This window comes from Nostoc commune NIES-4072, from assembly GCF_003113895.1.
Lineage (GTDB): Bacteria > Cyanobacteriota > Cyanobacteriia > Cyanobacteriales > Nostocaceae > Nostoc > Nostoc commune.
In genome coordinates this window covers 6,625,909-6,645,365 of record NZ_BDUD01000001.1, presented here as the reverse complement: position 1 = coordinate 6,645,365, position 19,457 = coordinate 6,625,909, and the positions used below count along the sequence as shown (strand labels likewise).

Below are 19,457 nucleotides of genomic sequence, written 5' to 3'. Positions count from 1 at the left end.
TCTGTTCTTGGTTTAATAGGTATTCTCAACCATTCCATGTGGCGAGATGAACTAAATCCCTGGCTCATTGTCAGAGATAGTGAATCTTTAGGGGATTTAATTGCAAATATTCGTTATGAAGGTCATCCTCTTCTATGGTATTTTTCTCTGGGACTTCTGAGAAAAATAGTCGATAATCCTATTATTATGCAAATTTTTCATTTGGCAATTACTGTTGTTTCGGTTACTCTTTTTTGCCTGTATAGTCCTTTTAACTATCAACAAAAGTTTCTTTTTTCTTTTGGTTTCTTCCCTTTTTATGAATATCTTTTAATTTCTCGAAACTATGCCTTTAGTATGTTATTTGTTTTTGCATTCTGTACAGTTTTTGCATCCAGAAAAAAAACTTATACTTATTTGGCAATTTTATTGGGTTTACTAGCAAATAGTAGTGCTTATGGCTTATTAGTATCATTTTCTTTATCATTGACTTTGCTAGCTGAACTTTGTTTTGATAGTGAACATCGCCAGCAGTATTTTAATCAAAGCCAAAAATACGACTTATTTTTAAGTATTATAATTATCATAGTTTCTTTTATTTTATGCATTTATATTATTACTCCTCCAACAGATAGTTATCTTCATGGTGGGTTAAATAATGGTTGGTTAACAAAATTAGATATCCGTCATTTATTACGAAGTATAAGTAGAATATTTGGTGCTTATTTATTAATTATTCCTCAACATAAAAAATGGCTGGATTTAATTATTTGTGCGACAATTGCTCTATTAATTGTAATTTTAACCTTAATTAAATTATCTAAAAAGCCAGTAGCATTATTTTTCTACATTATAGGTAATTCTGTAATATTTGCCTTTACATACTTTAGATTTATAGGTATGCCTCGGCATTTTGGACATTTATATTTAGTTCTAATAGCCGCTCTATGGCTAGGAAGTTATTATCAAGAGTCTCTAGTTATACTCAATAAAATTTCTGTCCATCCAAATTCAATCATATTTATTTATAAATGGCATCATATCGCTTTGATGCTAATTCTTTATGTCCAGTTTCTGGGAGGTATTTATAGTTTTTCAAGAGATTTAGTTGTACCATTTTCTGCTAGTCGGGAAACAGTTCAATATATTCAAAAAGCTGGGTTAGCTAATGAGTTTATTGTTGCCAGTCGAGATGCAAATATGGCTCCTTTATCGGGTTATCTCAATCGAAAGCTTTACTATCCTGAGATTCAAAAACTGGGAAGCTTTACTTTATTTAAAACTGGTCGTAAAGATGTCGAACAAACTGGGATATTAAGCCAAATTAATTCTCTACTCAAAAATAAAGATGAGCAAAAGAGAATTCTGCTCATCTTAAATCGTAAACTGAATGTCAACCGCAATGATTTGAAAATTGTTCCAATCAAAGATTTTCAGAGAGGCTGGGTGGATACTGAACGATATTATCTTTATTGGATAGAAGAAGCATAAGCATAATCCGCCGAATTTTGCAGATATTAGGCAGATTTGAGTCAAATTTCGAGTTAAAGATAAGACGTTTTAAAACGCTGTTCTATCTTAGAAACTAAAAGTTTGACTATTAGACAAGCAACATATATTGCCCAAATACGCCAGAAATAACCCTTTTACGTCCTTTGAGTTAGCTGGCCACCAGTGATAACTAGCTGCAATGCATGAGGCTAATCTACACTGGAATAAGAGAATATGTCTTTAACTAACTTAGATGTCGAGGCTAAGAAGTTTCGTCATACCTTCTCGGTGTTGCTGATGTAGTGCTTACCTTGTGTGGTAAAACTTAACTTAAATTCTGTCAGTTACTAGCGGAGTTGATAGGAATGGGTACTTTAATTGTTATTGGCTTGATAGTGGTTTACGGAGGCGGCGTTTGGAAGTTTTGGAATGGGTTTGGACGGACTAATTTTAATCCCACTTTGACCAATCGCATTGGTTTATCTTTGCTATGGCCAGCTTTGTTTATTACAAATCAATCCTATCGTCGAAACTTTAGAAAAGCGTTGAAGGGCTAGAGTTTATTCTTAAGTGTAAAGTCATCTAAACCTGATGGTGGCATATATCCCAATATAAATCTAACCCTCCAACCCCCTTTCCCTAGTAGGGAAAGGGGGTTGTGTTTGCTCATCCTAGAAGGAGAGAAATTAAGGGAGAGATAAGTTCGTAGTGCTTACAAGTGCAACCCGTTAGCAGTTGGAAAGTATTTTAGCTGATGAATTTACGAATTATTTGCCATTAGTTAGCAGATGGATTACTCCACCCACAGCTGCACCATCAACAGCATTCCCAAGGGTATCTCTGCTATTACCAGTAATTGCGCCAGTTACTGCGCTAGTGCCTGCACCAACTCCGACATCTTGAACAACGCTACGATGACGGCGATTGCGAGTGTTTCTCAAACCATTTGCACCATTGACAGCTGCACCAGTGACACCACCTCTTACAGCATTATTTAATACATTACCCTTTCCTCTAACTGCTCCGGTGACCACATTGGTAACAGCCCCAATACCTGCATCTCTTAATACTTGGTCATCAGCAGCAGCCGGTTTAGCGGGAACTAACGTGACACCAGCTAAACTTGCAGCCATGAGGCTGGGTAGAAGTGTGCGTTTTAGGATATTATTCATTGTGTTACCTTCTCAAAACATCAAACAATTGTATAAAGGCAAAGTTACTGAAGTCATAGAAAATCATACTTTTTCCATTTGACAACAGCAACTATTTATTGTTTGAGGACATATACATAATCGCATTTATAAAGTTATAACTGCATCACCTAAAAGCATGAATATAAATTAGGTCTTCAGAAGGCCTTGCTGATTCATTAGGCGATACTAGAGATTACACATTGACAAATTAAACTAAAGATGCAATAAAGATTTTTGGGTATAAAAGTTTCATTTTTTCAGTACTAGCAAGCGGTTTGTGATGATAAACCCTGTACTGTTTACCCTATCCATCTAAAGATAGTTGACAAAATAAGTAAACTAACTAGCAGGTTTAATATTCAATTCTCTTAGTTTAGCAGCCAAGCGTTGCGTAGGCGTAGCCCGTCGTAAACATCGCTCCCATTTGTTTGTAGCAAATCACCCTGATTATTTCACCACCGCAACCAGGGTAATTCTAGATTTTGATAGCGGCCTTGCCAAATTATTAATTCCCCAGCCATCGGTTCAATACCATAATGGTCACGTTCATTAGCAGGTAATAGCTGATATTGACACCTGAGCGATTGATACACCTCTACACTGGCTTTCTTCACTTCATAAATGCCAGAAATATTCTAAGAATCGGTTTACACCAATTTTCTAAAATTAATCCGATGGACTCTTACCAAATCAGAATCATTGGAAACAGAATTAATCCGCGATCGCTAGCTCAATAATTTCTAAATCATCTATTAATAAAATTTTATAGGTTTGACAAAATTTATTAAACTCAGCTAACTGTCTAGTAGCATTGATAGCTAAAAGACCTCGTTTGACTTCATAGTAAGTTATGCAACTAATAAACACATCTTGTTTTAGACGGCGAACTTCCCTAAACTTCTGATCTACAATTACATTTCTCTTCAAAATATAACTAACAATATTTGAATCTAGTAAATAACTCACCTTATTGGTCTTCCTTCTACTACTGCATCAAAAATAGCTATTTGCTCCGGTGTTAAATCATTTAACGTACCTGAAACTGCCTCTAAAACTAAAATACTATCAATTCTGTCTGTCAAATCATCATCTTTAATTTCATTCATTTCTTCTGGTGAAAATTTTCCAAATAGTTCAACTAACATTTGGATCATTTCCCGTTGGTTTAACTTTACTTGATATAAACTATTACCTTGAAATAAATTTTCTACAATTGGCGATATCCGATTGATAAGTTCCTGATGATAGCTAAAAACTTCTTGCATAACTTCCTACCAATATCTAACTCATTAACTCAATTATAAACAATCTCACTCAGCGCCCCTCTATGTAAAAAAAAGGCGGGCCTTTCAGCCCACCCTACAAAATTTTGAGAATATTCTGTTGCTATTAACCCAACAATTGTTTAGCCTTAGCTAATACATTATCAACGCTAAAACCAAACTTCTCTAAACAAACACCACCTGGAGCTGAAGCACCAAAGCGATCAATACTAACAGTATCGCCTTCAGTACCCACATATTTGTGCCAACCAAAACTAGCGCCGGCTTCTACAGATAAACGCTTGGTGACAGCTTTCGGCAAAATGGACTCTTTATAAGCCGCATCTTGTGCTTCAAAAAGTTCCCATGAAGGTAGCGAAACAACACGAACTTTCTTACCTTCAGCCTTGAGTTTTTCGGCTGCGCCAACGGCGAGGCTCAATTCTGAACCAGTACCAATCAAGATGATATCAGGTGTACCTTCGCTATCAACAACGGTGTATCCACCCTTTGCTACGCCCTCAACTGATGTACCTGCCAAGTTGGGAACGTTTTGACGGGTGAATGCCAACAGAGATGGAGCGTTTTGCTTCGCTTGCTCGATCGCTATTTTATAAGCGCCAGAGGTTTCGTTACCGTCTGCGGGACGAAACACTAATAAATTAGGAATAGCTCGCAAGGAAGCTAGAGTTTCAATGGGTTGGTGTGTCGGGCCATCTTCACCTTGTCCTATGGAATCGTGAGTCATTACCCAAATCACCCCAGCTTGAGAAAGGGCGGATAAGCGGATGGCAGCACGCATATAGTCTGTGAAGATCAAGAAGGTAGCACCGTAGGGGATTAATCCTGAAGTGTGCAGCGCTATACCATTACAGATTGCGCCCATCGCATGTTCCCGCACACCAAAGTGGATGTTGGGGTTTTCGTAGTGTCCTTTTTGGAAGTCGCCTTTACCCTTGATTTCGGTCAAGTTGGAGTGAGTCAAGTCAGCCGAACCACCAATCAATTCAGGTAAAACTGCTGCCAATTTGTTGAGGCAGGTTTCTGAGTGTTTACGGGTGGGCAATCCTTTGTCTTCGGGGGTGTAGGTGGGTAGTACTTTATCCCAACCGTCGGGTAGCTTGCCGCTTAGGTAACGTTCAAATTCAGCCGCTTCTTGGCCATACTTAGCTTTGTAGTCGGCAAAGGTCTTGTTCCATTCGTCTTCGTAGCCTGCACCGCGCTCAACTGCTTTGCGTGTATGGTTGAGGGCTTCTTCGGGTACTACGAAAGGTTCGTATTCCCAACCCAAATTTTTCCGAGTCAATGCTATTTCGTCTGCACCTAAGGCAGCACCGTGAACGCCGGCAGTGTTTGCTTTATTGGGGGAACCGTAACCAATAATGGTTGTTACCTTGATGAAAGAAGGCTTATCAGTGACAGCTTTAGCCGCTTCAATTGCTTTAGCGATCGCTTCTAAATCTGTATTGCCATCTTCAACGTGTTGAACGTGCCAACCGTAAGCTTCAAACCGCTTGGAAACATCTTCGGTGAATGCCACATCTGTGGAACCGTCGATGGAAATGTGGTTGTCGTCATACAGAGCGATGAGTTTGCCTAATCCCAAGTGTCCTGCAAAAGAACAAGCTTCACCGGAAATTCCTTCCATGTTGCAACCGTCACCTAAAATTACGTAGGTGTAATGGTCAACAATCTTAGTATCCGGTTTGTTAAATTTAGCGGCAAGGTGCGCTTCGGCGATCGCTAAACCAACTCCATTAGCAATTCCTTGACCCAAGGGGCCAGTTGTGACTTCCACGCCTGGGGTCATGAAGTTTTCGGGGTGTCCAGGGGTTTTGGATTCCCATTGACGGAATTGTTTGATATCTTCAATGGTGACGCTATCGTAGCCTGCCAGGTACAGTAGGGCGTACTGCAACATTGAGCCATGACCGGCAGACAAGACAAAGCGATCGCGGTTAAACCATTTGGGATTCTTGGGATTAAACTTCAAAAAGCGATCCCAGAGGACAAAAGCCATCGGAGCCGCGCCCATTGGTAGTCCTGGGTGTCCCGATTTTGCTTTTTCTACGGCATCAACAGCCAAGAAGCGGATCGAGTTAATAGCCAGTTCTTCGACGGACAATTCTTTGGCGGATTGGGTTGCAACAGTCATAATCTCTTGTTTTTAACGACGGGTTAGCACTCTTCGTAGCTTCTCTTGCTGGGGTTATTTTAGATTCCCCACAGTATCCTCATCATCCCACTCCCGCTTGTCGATGGACAAGCGGGATCTCCTGAGTTTCTGGTGATAAATCAAGCTGATAATTGGGTCATGTTGAACGCTTAAGTTATATCGGAATGATATCTATGATACTTTGGGCATTGGGCATTGGGCATTGGGCATTGGGCATTGGGCATGGGGCATTGGGCATGGGGCATTGGTTATTAATTCTTGTCCCTCACTCACTCCCTCATCTCCCTCATCCCCCTAATCTCCCCCTGCTCCCTGCTCCCCTGACTTCTAAATTCTGACTCCTGACTTCTTTTAAACGTATTTCTTAAAGGCCAGTGTGACATTATGACCGCCAAACCCAAAAGAATTGGATATTGCCACCTCGACTTTTTGAGCGCGGCTATAGTTAGGCACGTAATCTAAGTCACACTCTGGATCGGGATTTTCCAGATTTATTGTCGGTGGAATTTGGTCATTAGCGATCGCCAGCACTGTTGCGACTGCTTCAATACCTCCAGAACCGCCCAATAAATGACCTGTCATTGATTTGGTGGAGCTAATTGCCACTTTATAGGCATGTTCTCCCAAAGCTTTTTTGATTGCTGAGGTTTCTGTTGAATCATTAGCTGGGGTACTAGTGCCGTGAGCATTAATATAGCTAATATGTTCAGGAGTTATGTTGGCATCTTTGAGCGCTAGTTCGATTGCTCTAGCGGCTCCAAGTCCACCAGGGACGGGGGAAGTGATATGGTAAGCGTCACAGGTCATACCATAGCCGATCATTTCGGCATAAATGTGAGCGCCGCGACTGAGGGCGTGTTGCAGTTCTTCTAGAATTAAAATTCCTGAACCTTCACCCAAGACAAATCCATCACGATCACGGTCAAAGGGACGGCAAGCATGAGCCGGATCGTCATTGCGAAAAGAGAGGGCTTTGCAAGCGGCAAACCCAGCCATCGATAATGGTGTCACAGCCGACTCTGTTCCGCCGCAAATCATTGCCTGGGCATATCCCCCTTGGATTAACCGAAAAGCATCGCCTACAGCGTTAGAGCCAGCAGCGCAAGCAGTTACAGGACAGGAATTTGGCCCTTTAGCACCCGTGTGAATTGCCGTTAATCCTGCTGCCATATTGGCGATCATCATCGGTATCATGAATGGACTACAGCGATCAGGCCCACGGTTGAGGTAGATAGTTTGCTGGTCTTCTAATACCTTAATGCCGCCAATGCCAGAACCGATCATGACACCTACCTGTTCTGCATTCAGTTCATTAATAACTAACTGCGCGTTAGCTAGAGCCTGTTTTGCTGCCGAAACCCCAAATTGGGCAAATCGATCCATGCGCTTGGCCTCTTTGCGTTCCAAGTAATCATGTGGATCGAAGTTTTTTACTTCACCAGCAATGCGGCAATCATGGCGAGACGCATCAAAAAATGTGATGCGGTCAATGCCATTACGTCCACTCAATAATCCATCCCAAAATTCTGTTGCTGTGTTACCGATAGGTGTAATCGCGCCAACACCAGTTACAACAACGCGTTTACGTGTATAATCTGTCATGATTCAGTTAAAGGTGGCGAAAAAGCAGCAGGCATTAAATAGTGCTAAGTTTTGTTAGCGTTAGCGGGGCGTTGAGCCAGTCCTGAGTTCTGAGTTTTGGAAGCATCCAAAGATGGAGAAAACTCCGAACTTTTGCCTCCTAAAACTCTAACTCCTAAACCCTGTACAGACGCGATTAATCGCGTCTCTCAGCACTCAGTGAAAAGTCAGATCAGTGGTTTTTGCCTAGATGCCCGGAGGGGGCATGGCATTGCCATCTAAACTTCAAAGACTCAAAACTTTTTTAAGCTGATGCGGTAACTTTGTTATTGATGTAATCTACTGCGTCTTGAACCGATACAATCTGTTCGGCAGCTTCGTCAGGAATTTCGATATCAAATTCTTCTTCCAAAGCCATCACCAGTTCAACGGTGTCTAAGGAATCTGCTCCCAAATCTTCCATAAATTTGGACTGGGGAGTGATTTTGTCAGCATCATCAACACTCAGTTGTTCGGTGACGATTTTCTTGACCTTATCAAAAAGTTCCGTTTGGCTCATAAATAATAAAAGTCCTTAACCAGTTGCTAGGTTCTGCTCTTTACGGGAAACATTGTTTTGAGCATATACATCTTATCGTCAAGCGCGATCGCCCGTATACTACCAAGGATTTTTCTGTTAGAAAATCCCTCCCCTTACTCAAAAGAATCGGGTAAGTTTTCTTAGAATTGGGTATAGGAGCGGACTATACCATTGCCAACAAGATGTAAATGTTTCGGTTGTCCAATTATTACTAACTTTTTTTACAATGTCTCGGTCAGTATTTACAGCCTTGCTAGCAATCAGAATATATAGACGCTGCGGCTTTGAACCTAGACGGTTAAAAAGACAGTGAACGTCAAACATACCTAGCTTAGGTGCTAACAAGGAATCATAAAACAGTTATTGTTTTAGAGCGATCGCTCTAACCCAAACATACCTCTATGCTATCTCAGACACTTAAATACGCTTACTTCCCTGGTTGTGTTGCCCAAGGGGCCTGTCGGGAACTTTACCAGTCAACTCAAGCGCTTACCCAAGCACTGGGTATTGAACTGGTTGAACTTAAAAAAGCTGCTTGCTGCGGTTCTGGCACATTTAAAGAAGATTCTAAACTGCTTGAAGATACAGTCAACGCCAGAAATATTGCCCTAGCTGAAGAATTAAATTTGCCCTTACTTACCCATTGCAGCACTTGTCAAGGTGTTATCGGTCATGTGAACGAACACCTAAAAGAATGCCAAACAACTGACCCTGCATACATTCAACAGGTTAATGGCTTGCTGAATAAAGAAGGCTGTTCACCTTATCGCGGCAGTACCGATGTTAAACATCTTCTTTACGCTTTGGTAACAGATTACGGTTTAGAGGAAATTACCAAACGTGTCACTCGGAAGTTAACTGGATTAAAATGCGCGGCTTTTTATGGCTGTTATCTCCTCCGTGCCCAAAAGTCCATGCCCTATGATGACCCGTTCAAACCGGAAGCGATGGAAAATATGTTTCGGGCGGTGGGTGCGACGCCAATTTATTACCGAGGCCGGACACAATGTTGTGGTTGGCCCTTGGCTAGTTATGCCACTACCCAATCTTTCAAGATGGCGGGGATGCATATTCAGGATGCTTTGACATCTGGCGCTGACTGTATAGTTACACCTTGTCCACTGTGCCACTTAAATTTAGATTCGCGTCAGCCAGAGGTGGAAAAGGTGATTGAGCAAAAATTAGGTTTACCAGTGCTGCATTTACCGCAGTTGATTGCTTTAGCACTTGGGATTAGTCCAAAAGAACTGGGTTTAGATCGCCACGTTGTTTCTACCAAGCCAGTATTGGAAAAGTTAGGATTTTAGTTTGTGCAGTACAAGGTAGGGGCAATTCATGAATTGCCCCTATAGCACGGTCTATTTCCCATCAAAAATAAAAAGTTTTAAACCCACCTGCATGGGTTTAGTCTGTATAGCCACGACTTTTAGTCGCCAGGGCTATCTTTAAATTTACGTTGCAATTGTTTTAGCGATTGATACATATCTGGCAGGCGACTATAAACAGCACATACCTTGAGATATAGTTTGTAAGGAATGGCTGGAGATCCGCAGACAACTTCTCCTGGTGCAACATCGCTGTGAATTCCAGTTTGAGCAGATGTCATCGCCCCATCTCCCATCTTCACTTGATTGACTATCCCTGTTTGTCCAGCTAAAATCACGCGATTTCCCAGTTGAACACCTCCCGCCATACCAACCTGACCTGCGATCGCACAGCCAGAACCAATTTTGCAACCGTGACCTATTTGCACTAAGCTGTCAATTACTGTATTGCGACCTACCCGTGTTTCTCCGACGGCTGGGCGGTCAATGCCACTGTTGCAGCCAACTTCTACGCCATCTTCTAAAACTGTATAGCCAGATTGTTCCATTTTGAACCAACCAGTCTGGATAGGAACAAAACCAAAGCCTTCTGCACCAATGACAGCACCACTGTGAATCACGCAATCTGCACCGATGCGGGTGCGTTCGTGGATGGTACAGTTGGCGTGTAAGGTGGTGCGATCGCCTATTTTGGCATCTGGATAAATCACCACATTCGGATGAATAATTGCGCCATCGCCAATTTCTACCCTTTGTTGAATCACAGCATGGGGGCCAATATAAACATCATTACCAACTTTTGCCGTAGAGTGAATCACAGCAGTGGGATGAATTTCTGGGATAGGGCGATATGGTTGGTAAAAAAGTGCGATCGCTTTAGCAAACAACAGTCGCGGTTCTGGGGTTGTGAGCCAGACAATACCCCTCTCTTGTGCAAGCACTTGTAATTTTTCGTCTTGAGGCAAAATTAAAGCACTAGCATTGGTTTTAGCCACAAAAGATCCAAATTTTGCCCCTTCTACGTAGCTGAGAGTACCGTTGCTAGCTTCATCAATGCCTGCTACCCCTGTAATTTCTGGGTCATGGTCTGGGTTGCTAGTCAGGCTATGATTAGTGACGGCATTACCAAATTGGCGGAGGATTTCGCTGAGTTTCATTGTTGGGTGTATTCAAAATTGATCTACAAAGGATAGTAGCTTTATTTTTGCCGCTTTGTACTAGCTAGATAATTAGTAATTAAGCTCAAGATTATTTATTCTCTAGAAACTTCGAGGTTTTAAAATGATTAATAATATACAAAAATTAAGAGAGCGTTTGTTTACTAGTGGAATAGTAACAAATGAGCAAGAGTTACAAGGATGTACCTCAGAGGAAATTGCATATATTGAAAGTAAATATGGAGTTTTACCAAAAACTTACAGAGAAATCTTAGGTTTACTTGGGCATAGTGCTGGAAAGCTTGTTAGAGGTTCGGAATTTGAGTTTTACTTTGAGCGACTTATCAAAATGAATGAGTGGCAACGAGAGAGTCTCCTTGAGTCCATTGCTGAAGGAGACGAATGTACAACCTTGCCTGATAATGCTTTCTGTATCTGTGCTTTACATGGAGATCCGTGGTTTATTATTGCCGATGGACAAGATGACTCTTGTGTTTATTTTCTACATGACGATTGCATAACAATCAAAGAGGCTAGTAAATCTGTGATGGATTGGATAGAGGGATTTGTAGAACAAGCTGAATATTTGATAAATAGAGGACTGAGATAATATTTTAAAGTTATATTTTTGAGAATAAATAAATTTTAACTGTAACATTTATAGTAGTCTGCTAGATTAATTTTTATAAGTTAGTAGTAAGGAATAAAGTCCTTACTACCAACTTAAACTATCTGGCTATTCGCCATTGCTATCCCTGATAAATACCCAGTTGTCCAAGCACTTTGGAAGTTAAACCCACCAGTAACACCATCAATATCTAAGATTTCTCCAGCAAAATAAAGACCAGGAACTAACCTACTTTCCATCGTCTTAAAGTTGACTTCTTTGAGGTTGACACCGCCACAGGTAACAAATTCTTCTTTAAAGGCTCCTTTGCCGTTGATTAAGTATTGCCCCTGAGTAAGTTCTTGCACCAGTTTATTTAAGGTTTTACTAGATATTTCTGCCCAACGGTCTTCTGTGGTAATGCCTGCACGGGCAATGATATATTGCCAGAGACGATGGGGGAGATCGACGCCGCGATGCAATGCGATCGCTTTCTTTCCCCATTCATCTTTGACTGCTAAAACTTTTTCTCGCACTTGTTCTTGGTGCAAATCAGGCAACCAATTAATCAATAATGTGGCTTGATAGCGGCTTTCGTGCAGAACTCTCGCACCCCAAGCAGAAAGCTTCAGAACAGCCGGGCCACTCAAACCCCAGTGGGTAATTAGTAATGAGCCAATTTGTTGTAATTGGGATTTTCCACCCCCAGATAACCGCAATTGCACAGGGTTAACGCTAACTCCAGCTAGAGCTTGCAATTGAGGATCAGCAATGTTGAAGGTAAATAGAGAGGGTACTGGCGGTTCTATTTGATGACCTAACTCTTTAACAATTTTATAACCCACAAGGCTGCTGCCGGTTGCAAGAAGTAAGCGATCGCATTTAATCGACTCTCCCGATTTCAGAAGAATATCAAACCCCCCATCTGGTGCGGTTTTAACTGAAGTTACGTGTGTACTGATACGAAGTTTTACCCCAGATGTCGCCACCGCTTTAATCAAACATTCCACAATGGTTTCTGAAGTGTTGGTGACAGGAAACATCCGGCCATCGGCTTCAGTTTTTAGATAGACTCCAGCAGCAGCAAACCAAGCTACTGTGTCTTGAGGCCCAAACCGAGTCAAAGCACCCCGCAAAGCTTTTGCACCTCTAGGGTAATTTTGCACCAACTCTTCAGGCAAAAAGCAAGCATGAGTAACGTTGCAGCGTCCGCCACCAGAAATTAGCACTTTCGCTAGGGGTTGGCGACTAGCTTCGAGTAATGTAACTTGGGCATCAGGATTGGCTTTAGCACAAGCGATCGCGCCAAAAAATCCTGCTGCCCCACCCCCAATAACTACGATTCGTAACGGTAGCAAGTTCTAAAATTTCTCAATAGCACGTACTTTACTAGGCTAGCCGTTATCTTCACTCTTCAACTACTTCAAATTGATCTTTTGTGGCACCGCAAGTCGGACATACCCAATCATCTGGTATATTTTCAAAGGCTGTTCCTGGTGCTATATCACTATCTGGATCGCCTACTTCTGGGTCATATTCATAAGCGCAAACAGTACATATATACTTTGCCATGTTCGTTTCCTCTAGTAAATTGTTGGCTTTGCTTCAGTATTAAATACTTCTGGTAGTTATACCAATTCTCTATGAAGATGCATAGAATATTAAACGAACCGCCAAGTACGCCAAGAACGCCAAGAATAGAGAGTTACTTATTTAGTGCAGCTTCACATTAAATTGGTATTAGTCAAAATAGGCTTAGTCATTAGTCATTAGTCATTAGTTCAGGAGAAACCATGCCCACCCAACGGCAGAGCTATGGGCATCCCTTGGGGCATGGTTTGAATTAGTTCGATATCATTAGTTTTTTCGCCCAGGAGTGGCGCGGTATATACCAAAAACTCTTGTACCACTGACCAATGACAAATGACAAATGACAAATGACTAAAAACGCCACCAAGTTCTTTGAACGTAACTGATAATTGCGATCGCGATCGCCCCTAATAGCAGTAGCCAAATTATTCCACCTGGGATAAAAGTGAGAATACCAAAACCTCTCAGTACCCAGACGGCTACGCTAATGCCGAGAAGGATACCGAAAATCTGGATTAATCTACGATTTAAAGAAGATTGACTCACCTACTTTTCCTCTCAACTCAACAGAGATTACACTTGATATTGACAACAAAATATGAAATTACGATGAAGTTACAGTTTCATTAGAAATAATACGTAAAAATCGAGATATCCTATCCAAATGTTGGGGTAAAGTACTTGATATTAGGTCGTTTCTGTGCCATTCTTGCTGTTAATAACTTAGTTTTTAATTTATAAATACCGCTATTATCAAGTCTACTTAAATATTGATTGTGTTAATTGTGATAAGAACTACAGTTTTTCCAGTAAGATAACTGAAATAATTACCAAAAACTCGCCGTTTCTGTAAAGGATAGGCATTACACTGTAACTAAAATTGAATGGGTTGGATCTAAATCAAGTTTTATGGCTTGTAGTTTCAACTCCATTTTAGGTGGATGAGTTGAGGAGTAACTAAAATCATGATGTCTGTGTCTCATATCTCAGACTCAATTATTGCAGGTTCAGATATGGCTTGGAGTCAAGATAAGCAAAAGTTGCTGGTACAGGGTGAAATTTTAATAGAAACACGATCGCATAAAACCTGGGGTGGCGCGGTGACAGCCTGGATGTATGTGCCGATGGTGCGATCGCAAGTCTGGCAACAATTAACTGATTACCCCCGGTGGGTTCAATATTTTCCCGATATCACTAAAAGCGAGATATTACACAAAGGTGAAGTCAAACGCCTGTATCAAGCAGCACAAAAAGCCTTTTTCTTTTTCACAGCTCAAGTTGAAATTTACCTCAACGTTGTAGAAGTGCTGGGGCAACAAATCCAATTTCGCATGGAAAAAGGGACTTTTGAGGATTTTGACGCCAATTTAGTACTCAAAGATTGCGGTAACGGCACAATACTTGCTTATACTGTGCAAGCTACACCTCTTATTCCAATTCCATCAATTTTCATTCAACAAGCAATGAACTTTGAATTGCCTGCAAATATGCGTAAAATGCGACAAGTACTTTGTAAGAGTCAAAATAATTCGTAATTTGTAATTATTACCTTACGAATGTTTCACAAAAAAACGCCAAGAGGCTCTTGCTTAACTTGGCGTTTTTTTATGAAATCATCTTGGTCATTAGTCATTGGTCAATATTCATTAGTATTATTAAACACGAAAAATCACGTATAACTACTAATAACTAATGACTTCGATTTCCCCCCGGCTTGAAGCCGGGGGATGAGTTAATTAAGTCACTTTGTCCTCTTGCTCCCTGCTCCCTTGCCTCTTTCTCAATTAGCTGCTAAATACCTCAGCAGGTAAGCGACTAAAAGAAAGACGCTCATTTTGTACATCTACAAAGATGGTGTTGCCATCGGTGAATTCACCGCGCAAGATGGCTTTAGCGATTTGAGTTTCTAACTCTCGCTGAATCGCCCGCTTCAATGGACGTGCCCCATAAACTGGGTCATAGCCTACTTCGGCTAAAAAGTCAAGTGCAGCATCCGAGAGCTTGAGGGATATTTTGCGATCGCTCAATCTTTGCCGTAATCTTTCCACTTGCAGTAGCACAATATGCCGTAATTCCTTCTTGTCCAAACCGTGGAAGATGATAATTTCGTCAAGCCGATTCAGGAACTCTGGACGGAAGCTATTCCGCATTACTTCCATTACTCGACGGCGCATTTCGTCGTAGTGGGTGTTATCTCCGGCGACATCCAGAATATACTGCGAACCGATGTTGCTGGTCATGATGATAATAGCGTTTTTGAAGTCCACCTTATGACCTTGAGCATCAGTAACGCGACCATCATCAAGGATTTGCAAGAAGATATTAAATACATCGGGGTGTGCTTTCTCGATTTCGTCGAAAAGAATCACTGAATAAGGACGGCGACGAATCGCTTCTGTAAGTTGTCCGCCTTCTTCATAACCCACGTATCCTGGAGGCGCACCGATTAAACGAGAGACGGCGTGTTTCTCCATATATTCAGACATATCGATTCGCACCAGCGCATCTTCGCTATCGAACATATACGCCGCCAGCGCTTTCGCTAACTCGGTTTTACCCACACCTGTAGGCCCAAGGAAAATAAAGCTAGCAATAGGACGATTGGGATCAGCTAATCCAGCCCGCGATCGCTGAATTGCATCGGCTACAGCTGTGACTGCTTCTTCTTGTCCAACCACCCGACGGTGCAGTTCATCTTCTAAATGCAGCAGTTTTTCTTTCTCAGATTCCACTAACTTGCTGATAGGAATTCCTGTCCATTTAGAAATAATTTCAGCAATATCACCTTCTGTGACTTCTTCCCGTAATAGTGATTTACCACTTCTTTGAGCATTTGCCAATTCAGATTCTACTGTTTCCAATTGACGGTGCAAACTGGTTAAATTCCCGTATTTCAACTCCGCAGCGCGGTTAAGGTCGTAGTCGCGTTCTGCTTGCTGAATCTCTAAGTTAACCCGTTCAATCTCTTTTTTCACAGACTGAATTTTGTCAATGATATCTTTTTCAGACTGCCATTGAGTATTCAGCGTTTTTTGTTCTTCTTTGAGATCGGCAATTTCTTTTTCCAATCTTCCTAGACGTTCACGAGAAGCAGCATCGCTTTCTTTTTGCAGCGATAGCTTCTCCATTTCCAATTGCAGAATCTTGCGATCAATTTCGTCGAGTTCTTCAGGTTTGGAGGTAATCTCCATTTTTAATCTCGCGGCGGCTTCATCCACTAAGTCAATGGCTTTATCAGGGAGGAAGCGATCGCTAATATAACGACTCGACAATACGGCTGCTGCAACTAAAGCACTATCCGAAATTTTCACCCCGTGGTGGTTTTCATAACGTTCTCTCAACCCGCGCAAAATCGAAATGCTATCTTCTACACTGGGTTGATCGACATAAACTTGCTGGAAACGTCTTTCTAGTGCGGCATCTTTTTCGATATATTTGCGGTATTCATCTAGGGTTGTCGCCCCAATACAGCGCAATTCGCCCCGCGCCAACATCGGTTTTAATAAGTTACCAGCATCCATCGCGCCTTGGGTTGCACCAGCGCCGACAACGGTGTGAATTTCATCAATAAATAAAACAATATTGCCGCCAGATTCAGTAACTTCTTTTAATACTGCTTTCAGACGTTCTTCAAATTCACCCCGGAATTTTGCCCCCGCAATCAAAGCACCCATATCTAAAGCGATTAACTTGCGGTCTTTGAGGGATTGAGGTACATCACCTGCGATAATGCGTTGTGCTAATCCTTCGGCGATCGCAGTTTTACCAACACCTGGTTCACCAATTAGCACAGGGTTATTTTTGGTGCGGCGAGAGAGAATTTGCACAGTCCGACGAATTTCATCATCTCGCCCAATCACTGGATCGAGTTGACCTTTACGCGCAGCTTCTGTAAGGTCACGCCCGTATTTTTCCAGTGCTTCGTATTTGCCTTCTGGATTTTGGTCGGTCACTTTTTGGCTCCCTCGAACTTGTTTAATAATATTTTTTAGCTTGCCTTCGTCTAAACCAAACTCTTGGAATAAAGCTTTGCCAAAGCGGTCATCTTTAGCGTAAGCCAGCAATAAGTGTTCAATAGAAATATATTCGTCTTGAAAGTCTTTACGATATCCGTCTGCTCGATCTAGAAGTGTATCCAAGCTGCGTCCTAAGTAGACAGAACTGCTAGTACCAGATACTTTCGGCTGACGTTGAAAAAATTGTTCAGTGCGATCGCGCAGTTTTTGGAGGTTAACACCCGCTTTAGTGAGAATCCCAGTTGCTAGACCATCTTGTTCTAGCAGTGCTTTCATCAGGTGTTCACTTTCAATTTGCTGTTGTTGATATTGTTTAACAATATCCGGGGTATGGGCGATCGCTTCCCAGGCTTTTTCTGTAAATTGGTTAGGATTAGTAGGTTGCATAGGCTTTTTCAGGAACGTAGAGGTGCAGCAGTGAGACAGCGCTGCGGGAGGGTTTCCCTCCGCAGGCGACTGCGAACCCGGAGGGCTTGTCAGAGGCTACCACCAGAACACCAAGTAAAGATAATTTCTGCTGTTAATAGATATTGTATGAAGAGGGGAGTGATCGCCTAGATCGGTGTTCACGTCTTGTAAAAGTCGTATTTTCCCGTAGTTCCGATTTTCCTATGTGCGATTCTTGTTCATTGCACAACCACTAGAACAACTTATGGAATGAAAATTCGACGTGTCCCTATGTAATTTTCAATGTAAAGAACAATTTCAAGTAGGCGGTTAACACAGAGATCCCGGTAATCAGGGTCATTCAAAACTCGATCGGCATCTCCAATCGTGATAACAGGAAACGAAGTCGGCGTATTTTCTTCCTGCAATACTTGCTCTAGGGAATCCTTTCCTTTCATTCTACGATTGGCTGTGAGTAGGAGCATCTGATTTGTTTGAGCAAATCTCCACACAACTCTGTCGCTGCTATTAACTGATAGTGACATCTCTTCAAGAAGAACAAAGCGGATTGAAAACAAATCTTGCCAACCTTGATTTGTGATGCTGCCTGATAAAAGCAGTGCGTGTCCCTCAAGATTATGATCGACGAGAAAAATCATGTCTGGGGTTCAAGTTTGGCTCTCAGTCTGGCTTTCTGCAACTGAAGTTTTTCCCAAGCCGCTTCTCGTCCGGGTGGTGGCGGCATCTTGGCAATTTTCTCAACCAATTCACGATTCTGTTCTTCGTAGTACTGCCGCAGTTCTTCAGCTTCCTTGAGAACGAGTTGATACTCAGCTTCAACCTCTTGACGATGCGTTTCAATGTAAGACAAAGCATCATTGACTTGCTCATCTGTCAAGTTGAGCATGGCACGAATGAACTTTGGCGGATACTGTTCTGTCACATAGTCCATCACATCGTATAGGGTAATGCGCGTACCTGCGATCGTCAGTCCTCGTTCTGTACGCGCGATCGTTGCTTTTTCAGCTTTTTCATTAAATGATGAAGTCATACCGCTTACTTCTCAAAAGCTTCTCCTATCTTACCTTAGTCATTTATGGAATTGATGACGAACACTATCACTCTTACCTTAGTCATTTATGGAATTGATGACGAACACTATCACTATCCAAATGTGAATGATGAAAACGCGGCTTGGGTTATTTATATAAGTTATTTAATAGAAAGTTCATACTTGCTTTATAAATTATTTTTTACTTAAGTATCTTACCAGATTGGGGTTTAGCAGAATTACTGAACCAATTATAGGTAATAGACCAATAAAATATATTAGCTGATAAGCCTGCTAAAAGGGGGAGCATCCACTTTTGGAAGAAACATAATTCTGATACTCCGAAAACCCTACTATATGGTTCATCTAAAAAAGTAGATCCGCCGAAAGTGGATGCTCCCCTAAAAGGTAGTTAGATTATTGCAGGTAAAAATCGCCTTTTAACCATGCAAAACTTTTAATTAAGATATTTATTGATTCTATGAAACGAATTCTAGGATTAGTAATAGCTTCTTTAATAGCATTTCCTTCGACTGCATTGGCTGCTAATTGGGTTTTAGTTAACGAATCATCAGATGGTACTCGTATTTTTATTGATAATGAGTCCTATGAAAAACGAGGAACCATAGCATGGTATTGGCAGTTAGTGAAGCAAGAGGCTGAAAATGATTGACCCCTACGACTTTGAAGATGATGACTTTGACTTTGAGGATGAAGAGTTATTTAAAATAAAGCCAATCAGCCAAATGACTGAAGGGGAAAAGCTACAGAGGTTTAAGCGGTTCTTTGACAGCAGTAGCCGTGCGATGTTGCAAGACTGTCTATTTCGCATCGTTAATTACGAAGATGGTACGGGTACGTTAGAGATTCTTTGCCCTAATGAAATCGTAAGACAACGCCTTTCCAAGAAAAAGCGCAAAATTACCAACAACATCAACACCTGCTGGAGCCATATTAGATGGTTTTCGCTATGTGTTCAGCAAGATAATGAGTTGCATTGCCAGAAGTTTACCCGTAATGGTGATTTAGTGACATCTTAAAAGAGGGAGCAGGGGGAGTAGG

20 protein-coding genes and 1 pseudogene are annotated in these 19,457 nt (G+C 41.6%); 7 read left to right on the top strand and 14 right to left on the bottom strand.

The window, feature by feature from the left end; genetic code table 11:
* The first annotated feature begins 36 nt into the window (after nucleotides 1-36).
* Together CDC33_RS29790 and CDC33_RS29785 are read left to right on the top strand one after the other, a co-directional pair.
* Nucleotides 37-1,470 (top strand): hypothetical protein, encoded by a 1,434-nt coding sequence (locus CDC33_RS29790; protein WP_244919381.1) that lies wholly within the window; start codon nucleotides 37-39, stop codon nucleotides 1,468-1,470.
* A 365-nt stretch (nucleotides 1,471-1,835) separates the two neighbouring features.
* Nucleotides 1,836-2,027, top strand: coding sequence for a hypothetical protein (locus CDC33_RS29785; protein WP_109011982.1), 192 nt, complete (start codon nucleotides 1,836-1,838; stop codon nucleotides 2,025-2,027).
* Between the two features lie 210 nt (nucleotides 2,028-2,237).
* Here CDC33_RS29785 and CDC33_RS29780 read toward each other — a convergent pair whose 3' ends face one another.
* The 7 genes and pseudogenes from CDC33_RS29780 to acpP form a co-directional block, all read right to left on the bottom strand.
* Complete coding sequence (locus CDC33_RS29780; RefSeq protein WP_109011981.1) at nucleotides 2,238-2,642, bottom strand: hypothetical protein; 405 nt, start codon at nucleotides 2,640-2,642, stop codon at nucleotides 2,238-2,240.
* Between the two features lie 360 nt (nucleotides 2,643-3,002).
* Nucleotides 3,003-3,289 (bottom strand): annotated as a pseudogene (locus tag CDC33_RS42015) (Uma2 family endonuclease); the annotation flags it as partial.
* An 85-nt stretch (nucleotides 3,290-3,374) separates the two neighbouring features.
* Nucleotides 3,375-3,629, bottom strand: coding sequence for a PIN domain-containing protein (locus CDC33_RS29775; protein WP_244919379.1), 255 nt, complete (start codon nucleotides 3,627-3,629; stop codon nucleotides 3,375-3,377).
* Nucleotides 3,626-3,928: a hypothetical protein gene (locus CDC33_RS29770; protein ID WP_109011980.1), complete on the bottom strand. Its 303-nt coding sequence runs from the start codon at nucleotides 3,926-3,928 to the stop codon at nucleotides 3,626-3,628. The genes CDC33_RS29775 and CDC33_RS29770 overlap by 4 nt, the downstream gene beginning before the upstream one ends.
* Nucleotides 3,929-4,052: 124 nt before the next feature.
* Nucleotides 4,053-6,080, bottom strand: coding sequence for a transketolase (gene tkt, locus CDC33_RS29765; protein ID WP_109011979.1), 2,028 nt, complete (start codon nucleotides 6,078-6,080; stop codon nucleotides 4,053-4,055).
* Between the two features lie 372 nt (nucleotides 6,081-6,452).
* Nucleotides 6,453-7,703 carry a beta-ketoacyl-ACP synthase II gene (fabF, locus tag CDC33_RS29760; protein ID WP_109011978.1) on the bottom strand — a complete coding sequence of 417 codons (1,251 nt, stop codon included), beginning with the start codon at nucleotides 7,701-7,703 and terminating at the stop codon, nucleotides 6,453-6,455.
* Nucleotides 7,704-7,986: 283 nt separating this feature from the next.
* Nucleotides 7,987-8,241: an acyl carrier protein gene (acpP, locus tag CDC33_RS29755; protein ID WP_109011977.1), complete on the bottom strand. Its 255-nt coding sequence runs from the start codon at nucleotides 8,239-8,241 to the stop codon at nucleotides 7,987-7,989.
* A gap of 422 nt (nucleotides 8,242-8,663) precedes the next feature.
* Between acpP and CDC33_RS29750 the strand changes: the two genes are divergently transcribed.
* Nucleotides 8,664-9,569 (top strand): CoB--CoM heterodisulfide reductase iron-sulfur subunit B family protein, encoded by a 906-nt coding sequence (locus CDC33_RS29750; protein WP_109011976.1) that lies wholly within the window; start codon nucleotides 8,664-8,666, stop codon nucleotides 9,567-9,569.
* A 119-nt stretch (nucleotides 9,570-9,688) separates the two neighbouring features.
* On the opposite strand, the gene lpxD is transcribed toward CDC33_RS29750, so the two are convergent.
* Nucleotides 9,689-10,744 carry a UDP-3-O-(3-hydroxymyristoyl)glucosamine N-acyltransferase gene (gene lpxD, locus CDC33_RS29745; protein WP_109011975.1) on the bottom strand — a complete coding sequence of 352 codons (1,056 nt, stop codon included), beginning with the start codon at nucleotides 10,742-10,744 and terminating at the stop codon, nucleotides 9,689-9,691.
* 124 nt (nucleotides 10,745-10,868) lie between these two features.
* Between lpxD and CDC33_RS29740 the strand changes: the two genes are divergently transcribed.
* Nucleotides 10,869-11,354: an SMI1/KNR4 family protein gene (locus CDC33_RS29740; protein WP_109011974.1), complete on the top strand. Its 486-nt coding sequence runs from the start codon at nucleotides 10,869-10,871 to the stop codon at nucleotides 11,352-11,354.
* 113 nt (nucleotides 11,355-11,467) lie between these two features.
* Here the strand turns inward: CDC33_RS29740 and CDC33_RS29735 are convergent, their stop codons facing one another.
* The 3 genes from CDC33_RS29735 to CDC33_RS29725 all read right to left on the bottom strand — a co-directional run bounded on the left by CDC33_RS29735 (nucleotide 11,468) and on the right by CDC33_RS29725 (nucleotide 13,487).
* Nucleotides 11,468-12,709: a BaiN/RdsA family NAD(P)/FAD-dependent oxidoreductase gene (locus CDC33_RS29735; RefSeq protein WP_109011973.1), complete on the bottom strand. Its 1,242-nt coding sequence runs from the start codon at nucleotides 12,707-12,709 to the stop codon at nucleotides 11,468-11,470.
* 49 nt (nucleotides 12,710-12,758) lie between these two features.
* The gene (gene rd / locus CDC33_RS29730) at nucleotides 12,759-12,923 is read right to left on the bottom strand and encodes a rubredoxin (RefSeq protein ID WP_109011972.1); all 165 of its coding nucleotides are present in this window, start codon (nucleotides 12,921-12,923) and stop codon (nucleotides 12,759-12,761) included.
* 369 nt (nucleotides 12,924-13,292) lie between these two features.
* Nucleotides 13,293-13,487 (bottom strand): hypothetical protein, encoded by a 195-nt coding sequence (locus CDC33_RS29725; RefSeq protein WP_100901319.1) that lies wholly within the window; start codon nucleotides 13,485-13,487, stop codon nucleotides 13,293-13,295.
* 422 nt (nucleotides 13,488-13,909) lie between these two features.
* On the opposite strand from CDC33_RS29725, the gene CDC33_RS29720 reads away from it, so the two are divergent.
* Entirely contained in the window at nucleotides 13,910-14,476 is a 567-nt protein-coding gene (locus tag CDC33_RS29720) for an SRPBCC family protein (protein WP_109011971.1), read from the top strand.
* 249 nt (nucleotides 14,477-14,725) lie between these two features.
* Here the strand turns inward: CDC33_RS29720 and clpB are convergent, their stop codons facing one another.
* The 3 genes from clpB to CDC33_RS29705 form a co-directional block, all read right to left on the bottom strand.
* Nucleotides 14,726-17,344 (bottom strand): ATP-dependent chaperone ClpB, encoded by a 2,619-nt coding sequence (gene clpB, locus CDC33_RS29715; protein ID WP_109011970.1) that lies wholly within the window; start codon nucleotides 17,342-17,344, stop codon nucleotides 14,726-14,728.
* 263 nt (nucleotides 17,345-17,607) lie between these two features.
* Nucleotides 17,608-18,003 (bottom strand): ACP S-malonyltransferase, encoded by a 396-nt coding sequence (locus tag CDC33_RS29710; RefSeq protein ID WP_109011969.1) that lies wholly within the window; start codon nucleotides 18,001-18,003, stop codon nucleotides 17,608-17,610.
* The gene (locus CDC33_RS29705) at nucleotides 18,000-18,395 is read right to left on the bottom strand and encodes a DUF433 domain-containing protein (protein WP_109011968.1); all 396 of its coding nucleotides are present in this window, start codon (nucleotides 18,393-18,395) and stop codon (nucleotides 18,000-18,002) included. Before CDC33_RS29705 ends, CDC33_RS29710 begins: the two co-directional genes overlap by 4 nt.
* A gap of 481 nt (nucleotides 18,396-18,876) precedes the next feature.
* On the opposite strand from CDC33_RS29705, the gene CDC33_RS29700 reads away from it, so the two are divergent.
* Nucleotides 18,877-19,068 carry a hypothetical protein gene (locus CDC33_RS29700; RefSeq protein WP_109011967.1) on the top strand — a complete coding sequence of 64 codons (192 nt, stop codon included), beginning with the start codon at nucleotides 18,877-18,879 and terminating at the stop codon, nucleotides 19,066-19,068.
* Nucleotides 19,061-19,435, top strand: a complete 375-nt coding sequence (locus CDC33_RS29695; RefSeq protein ID WP_109011966.1) for a hypothetical protein — start codon at nucleotides 19,061-19,063, stop codon at nucleotides 19,433-19,435. Before CDC33_RS29700 ends, CDC33_RS29695 begins: the two co-directional genes overlap by 8 nt.
* Nucleotides 19,436-19,457 lie beyond the last annotated feature (22 nt).

Excerpts from the sequence above, each read along its gene's own strand:
- CDC33_RS29740 (WP_109011974.1), top strand. The coding sequence starts at position 10,869 with ATGATTAATAATATACAAAAATTAAGAGAGCGTTTGTTTACTAGTGGA.
- CDC33_RS29720 (WP_109011971.1), top strand. The coding sequence starts at position 13,910 with ATGTCTGTGTCTCATATCTCAGACTCAATTATTGCAGGTTCAGATATG.
- CDC33_RS29780 (WP_109011981.1), bottom strand. The coding sequence starts at position 2,642 with ATGAATAATATCCTAAAACGCACACTTCTACCCAGCCTCATGGCTGCA.
- CDC33_RS29770 (WP_109011980.1), bottom strand. The coding sequence starts at position 3,928 with ATGCAAGAAGTTTTTAGCTATCATCAGGAACTTATCAATCGGATATCG.
- clpB (WP_109011970.1), bottom strand. The coding sequence starts at position 17,344 with ATGCAACCTACTAATCCTAACCAATTTACAGAAAAAGCCTGGGAAGCG.
- CDC33_RS29710 (WP_109011969.1), bottom strand. The coding sequence starts at position 18,003 with ATGATTTTTCTCGTCGATCATAATCTTGAGGGACACGCACTGCTTTTA.
- CDC33_RS29700 (WP_109011967.1), top strand. The coding sequence starts at position 18,877 with ATGAAACGAATTCTAGGATTAGTAATAGCTTCTTTAATAGCATTTCCT.
- CDC33_RS29785 (WP_109011982.1), top strand. The coding sequence starts at position 1,836 with ATGGGTACTTTAATTGTTATTGGCTTGATAGTGGTTTACGGAGGCGGC.
- lpxD (WP_109011975.1), bottom strand. The coding sequence starts at position 10,744 with ATGAAACTCAGCGAAATCCTCCGCCAATTTGGTAATGCCGTCACTAAT.
- CDC33_RS29695 (WP_109011966.1), top strand. The coding sequence starts at position 19,061 with ATGATTGACCCCTACGACTTTGAAGATGATGACTTTGACTTTGAGGAT.
- tkt (WP_109011979.1), bottom strand. The coding sequence starts at position 6,080 with ATGACTGTTGCAACCCAATCCGCCAAAGAATTGTCCGTCGAAGAACTG.
- CDC33_RS29790 (WP_244919381.1), top strand. The coding sequence starts at position 37 with ATGTGGCGAGATGAACTAAATCCCTGGCTCATTGTCAGAGATAGTGAA.
- fabF (WP_109011978.1), bottom strand. The coding sequence starts at position 7,703 with ATGACAGATTATACACGTAAACGCGTTGTTGTAACTGGTGTTGGCGCG.
- CDC33_RS29705 (WP_109011968.1), bottom strand. The coding sequence starts at position 18,395 with ATGACTTCATCATTTAATGAAAAAGCTGAAAAAGCAACGATCGCGCGT.
- CDC33_RS29750 (WP_109011976.1), top strand. The coding sequence starts at position 8,664 with ATGCTATCTCAGACACTTAAATACGCTTACTTCCCTGGTTGTGTTGCC.
- rd (WP_109011972.1), bottom strand. The coding sequence starts at position 12,923 with ATGGCAAAGTATATATGTACTGTTTGCGCTTATGAATATGACCCAGAA.
- acpP (WP_109011977.1), bottom strand. The coding sequence starts at position 8,241 with ATGAGCCAAACGGAACTTTTTGATAAGGTCAAGAAAATCGTCACCGAA.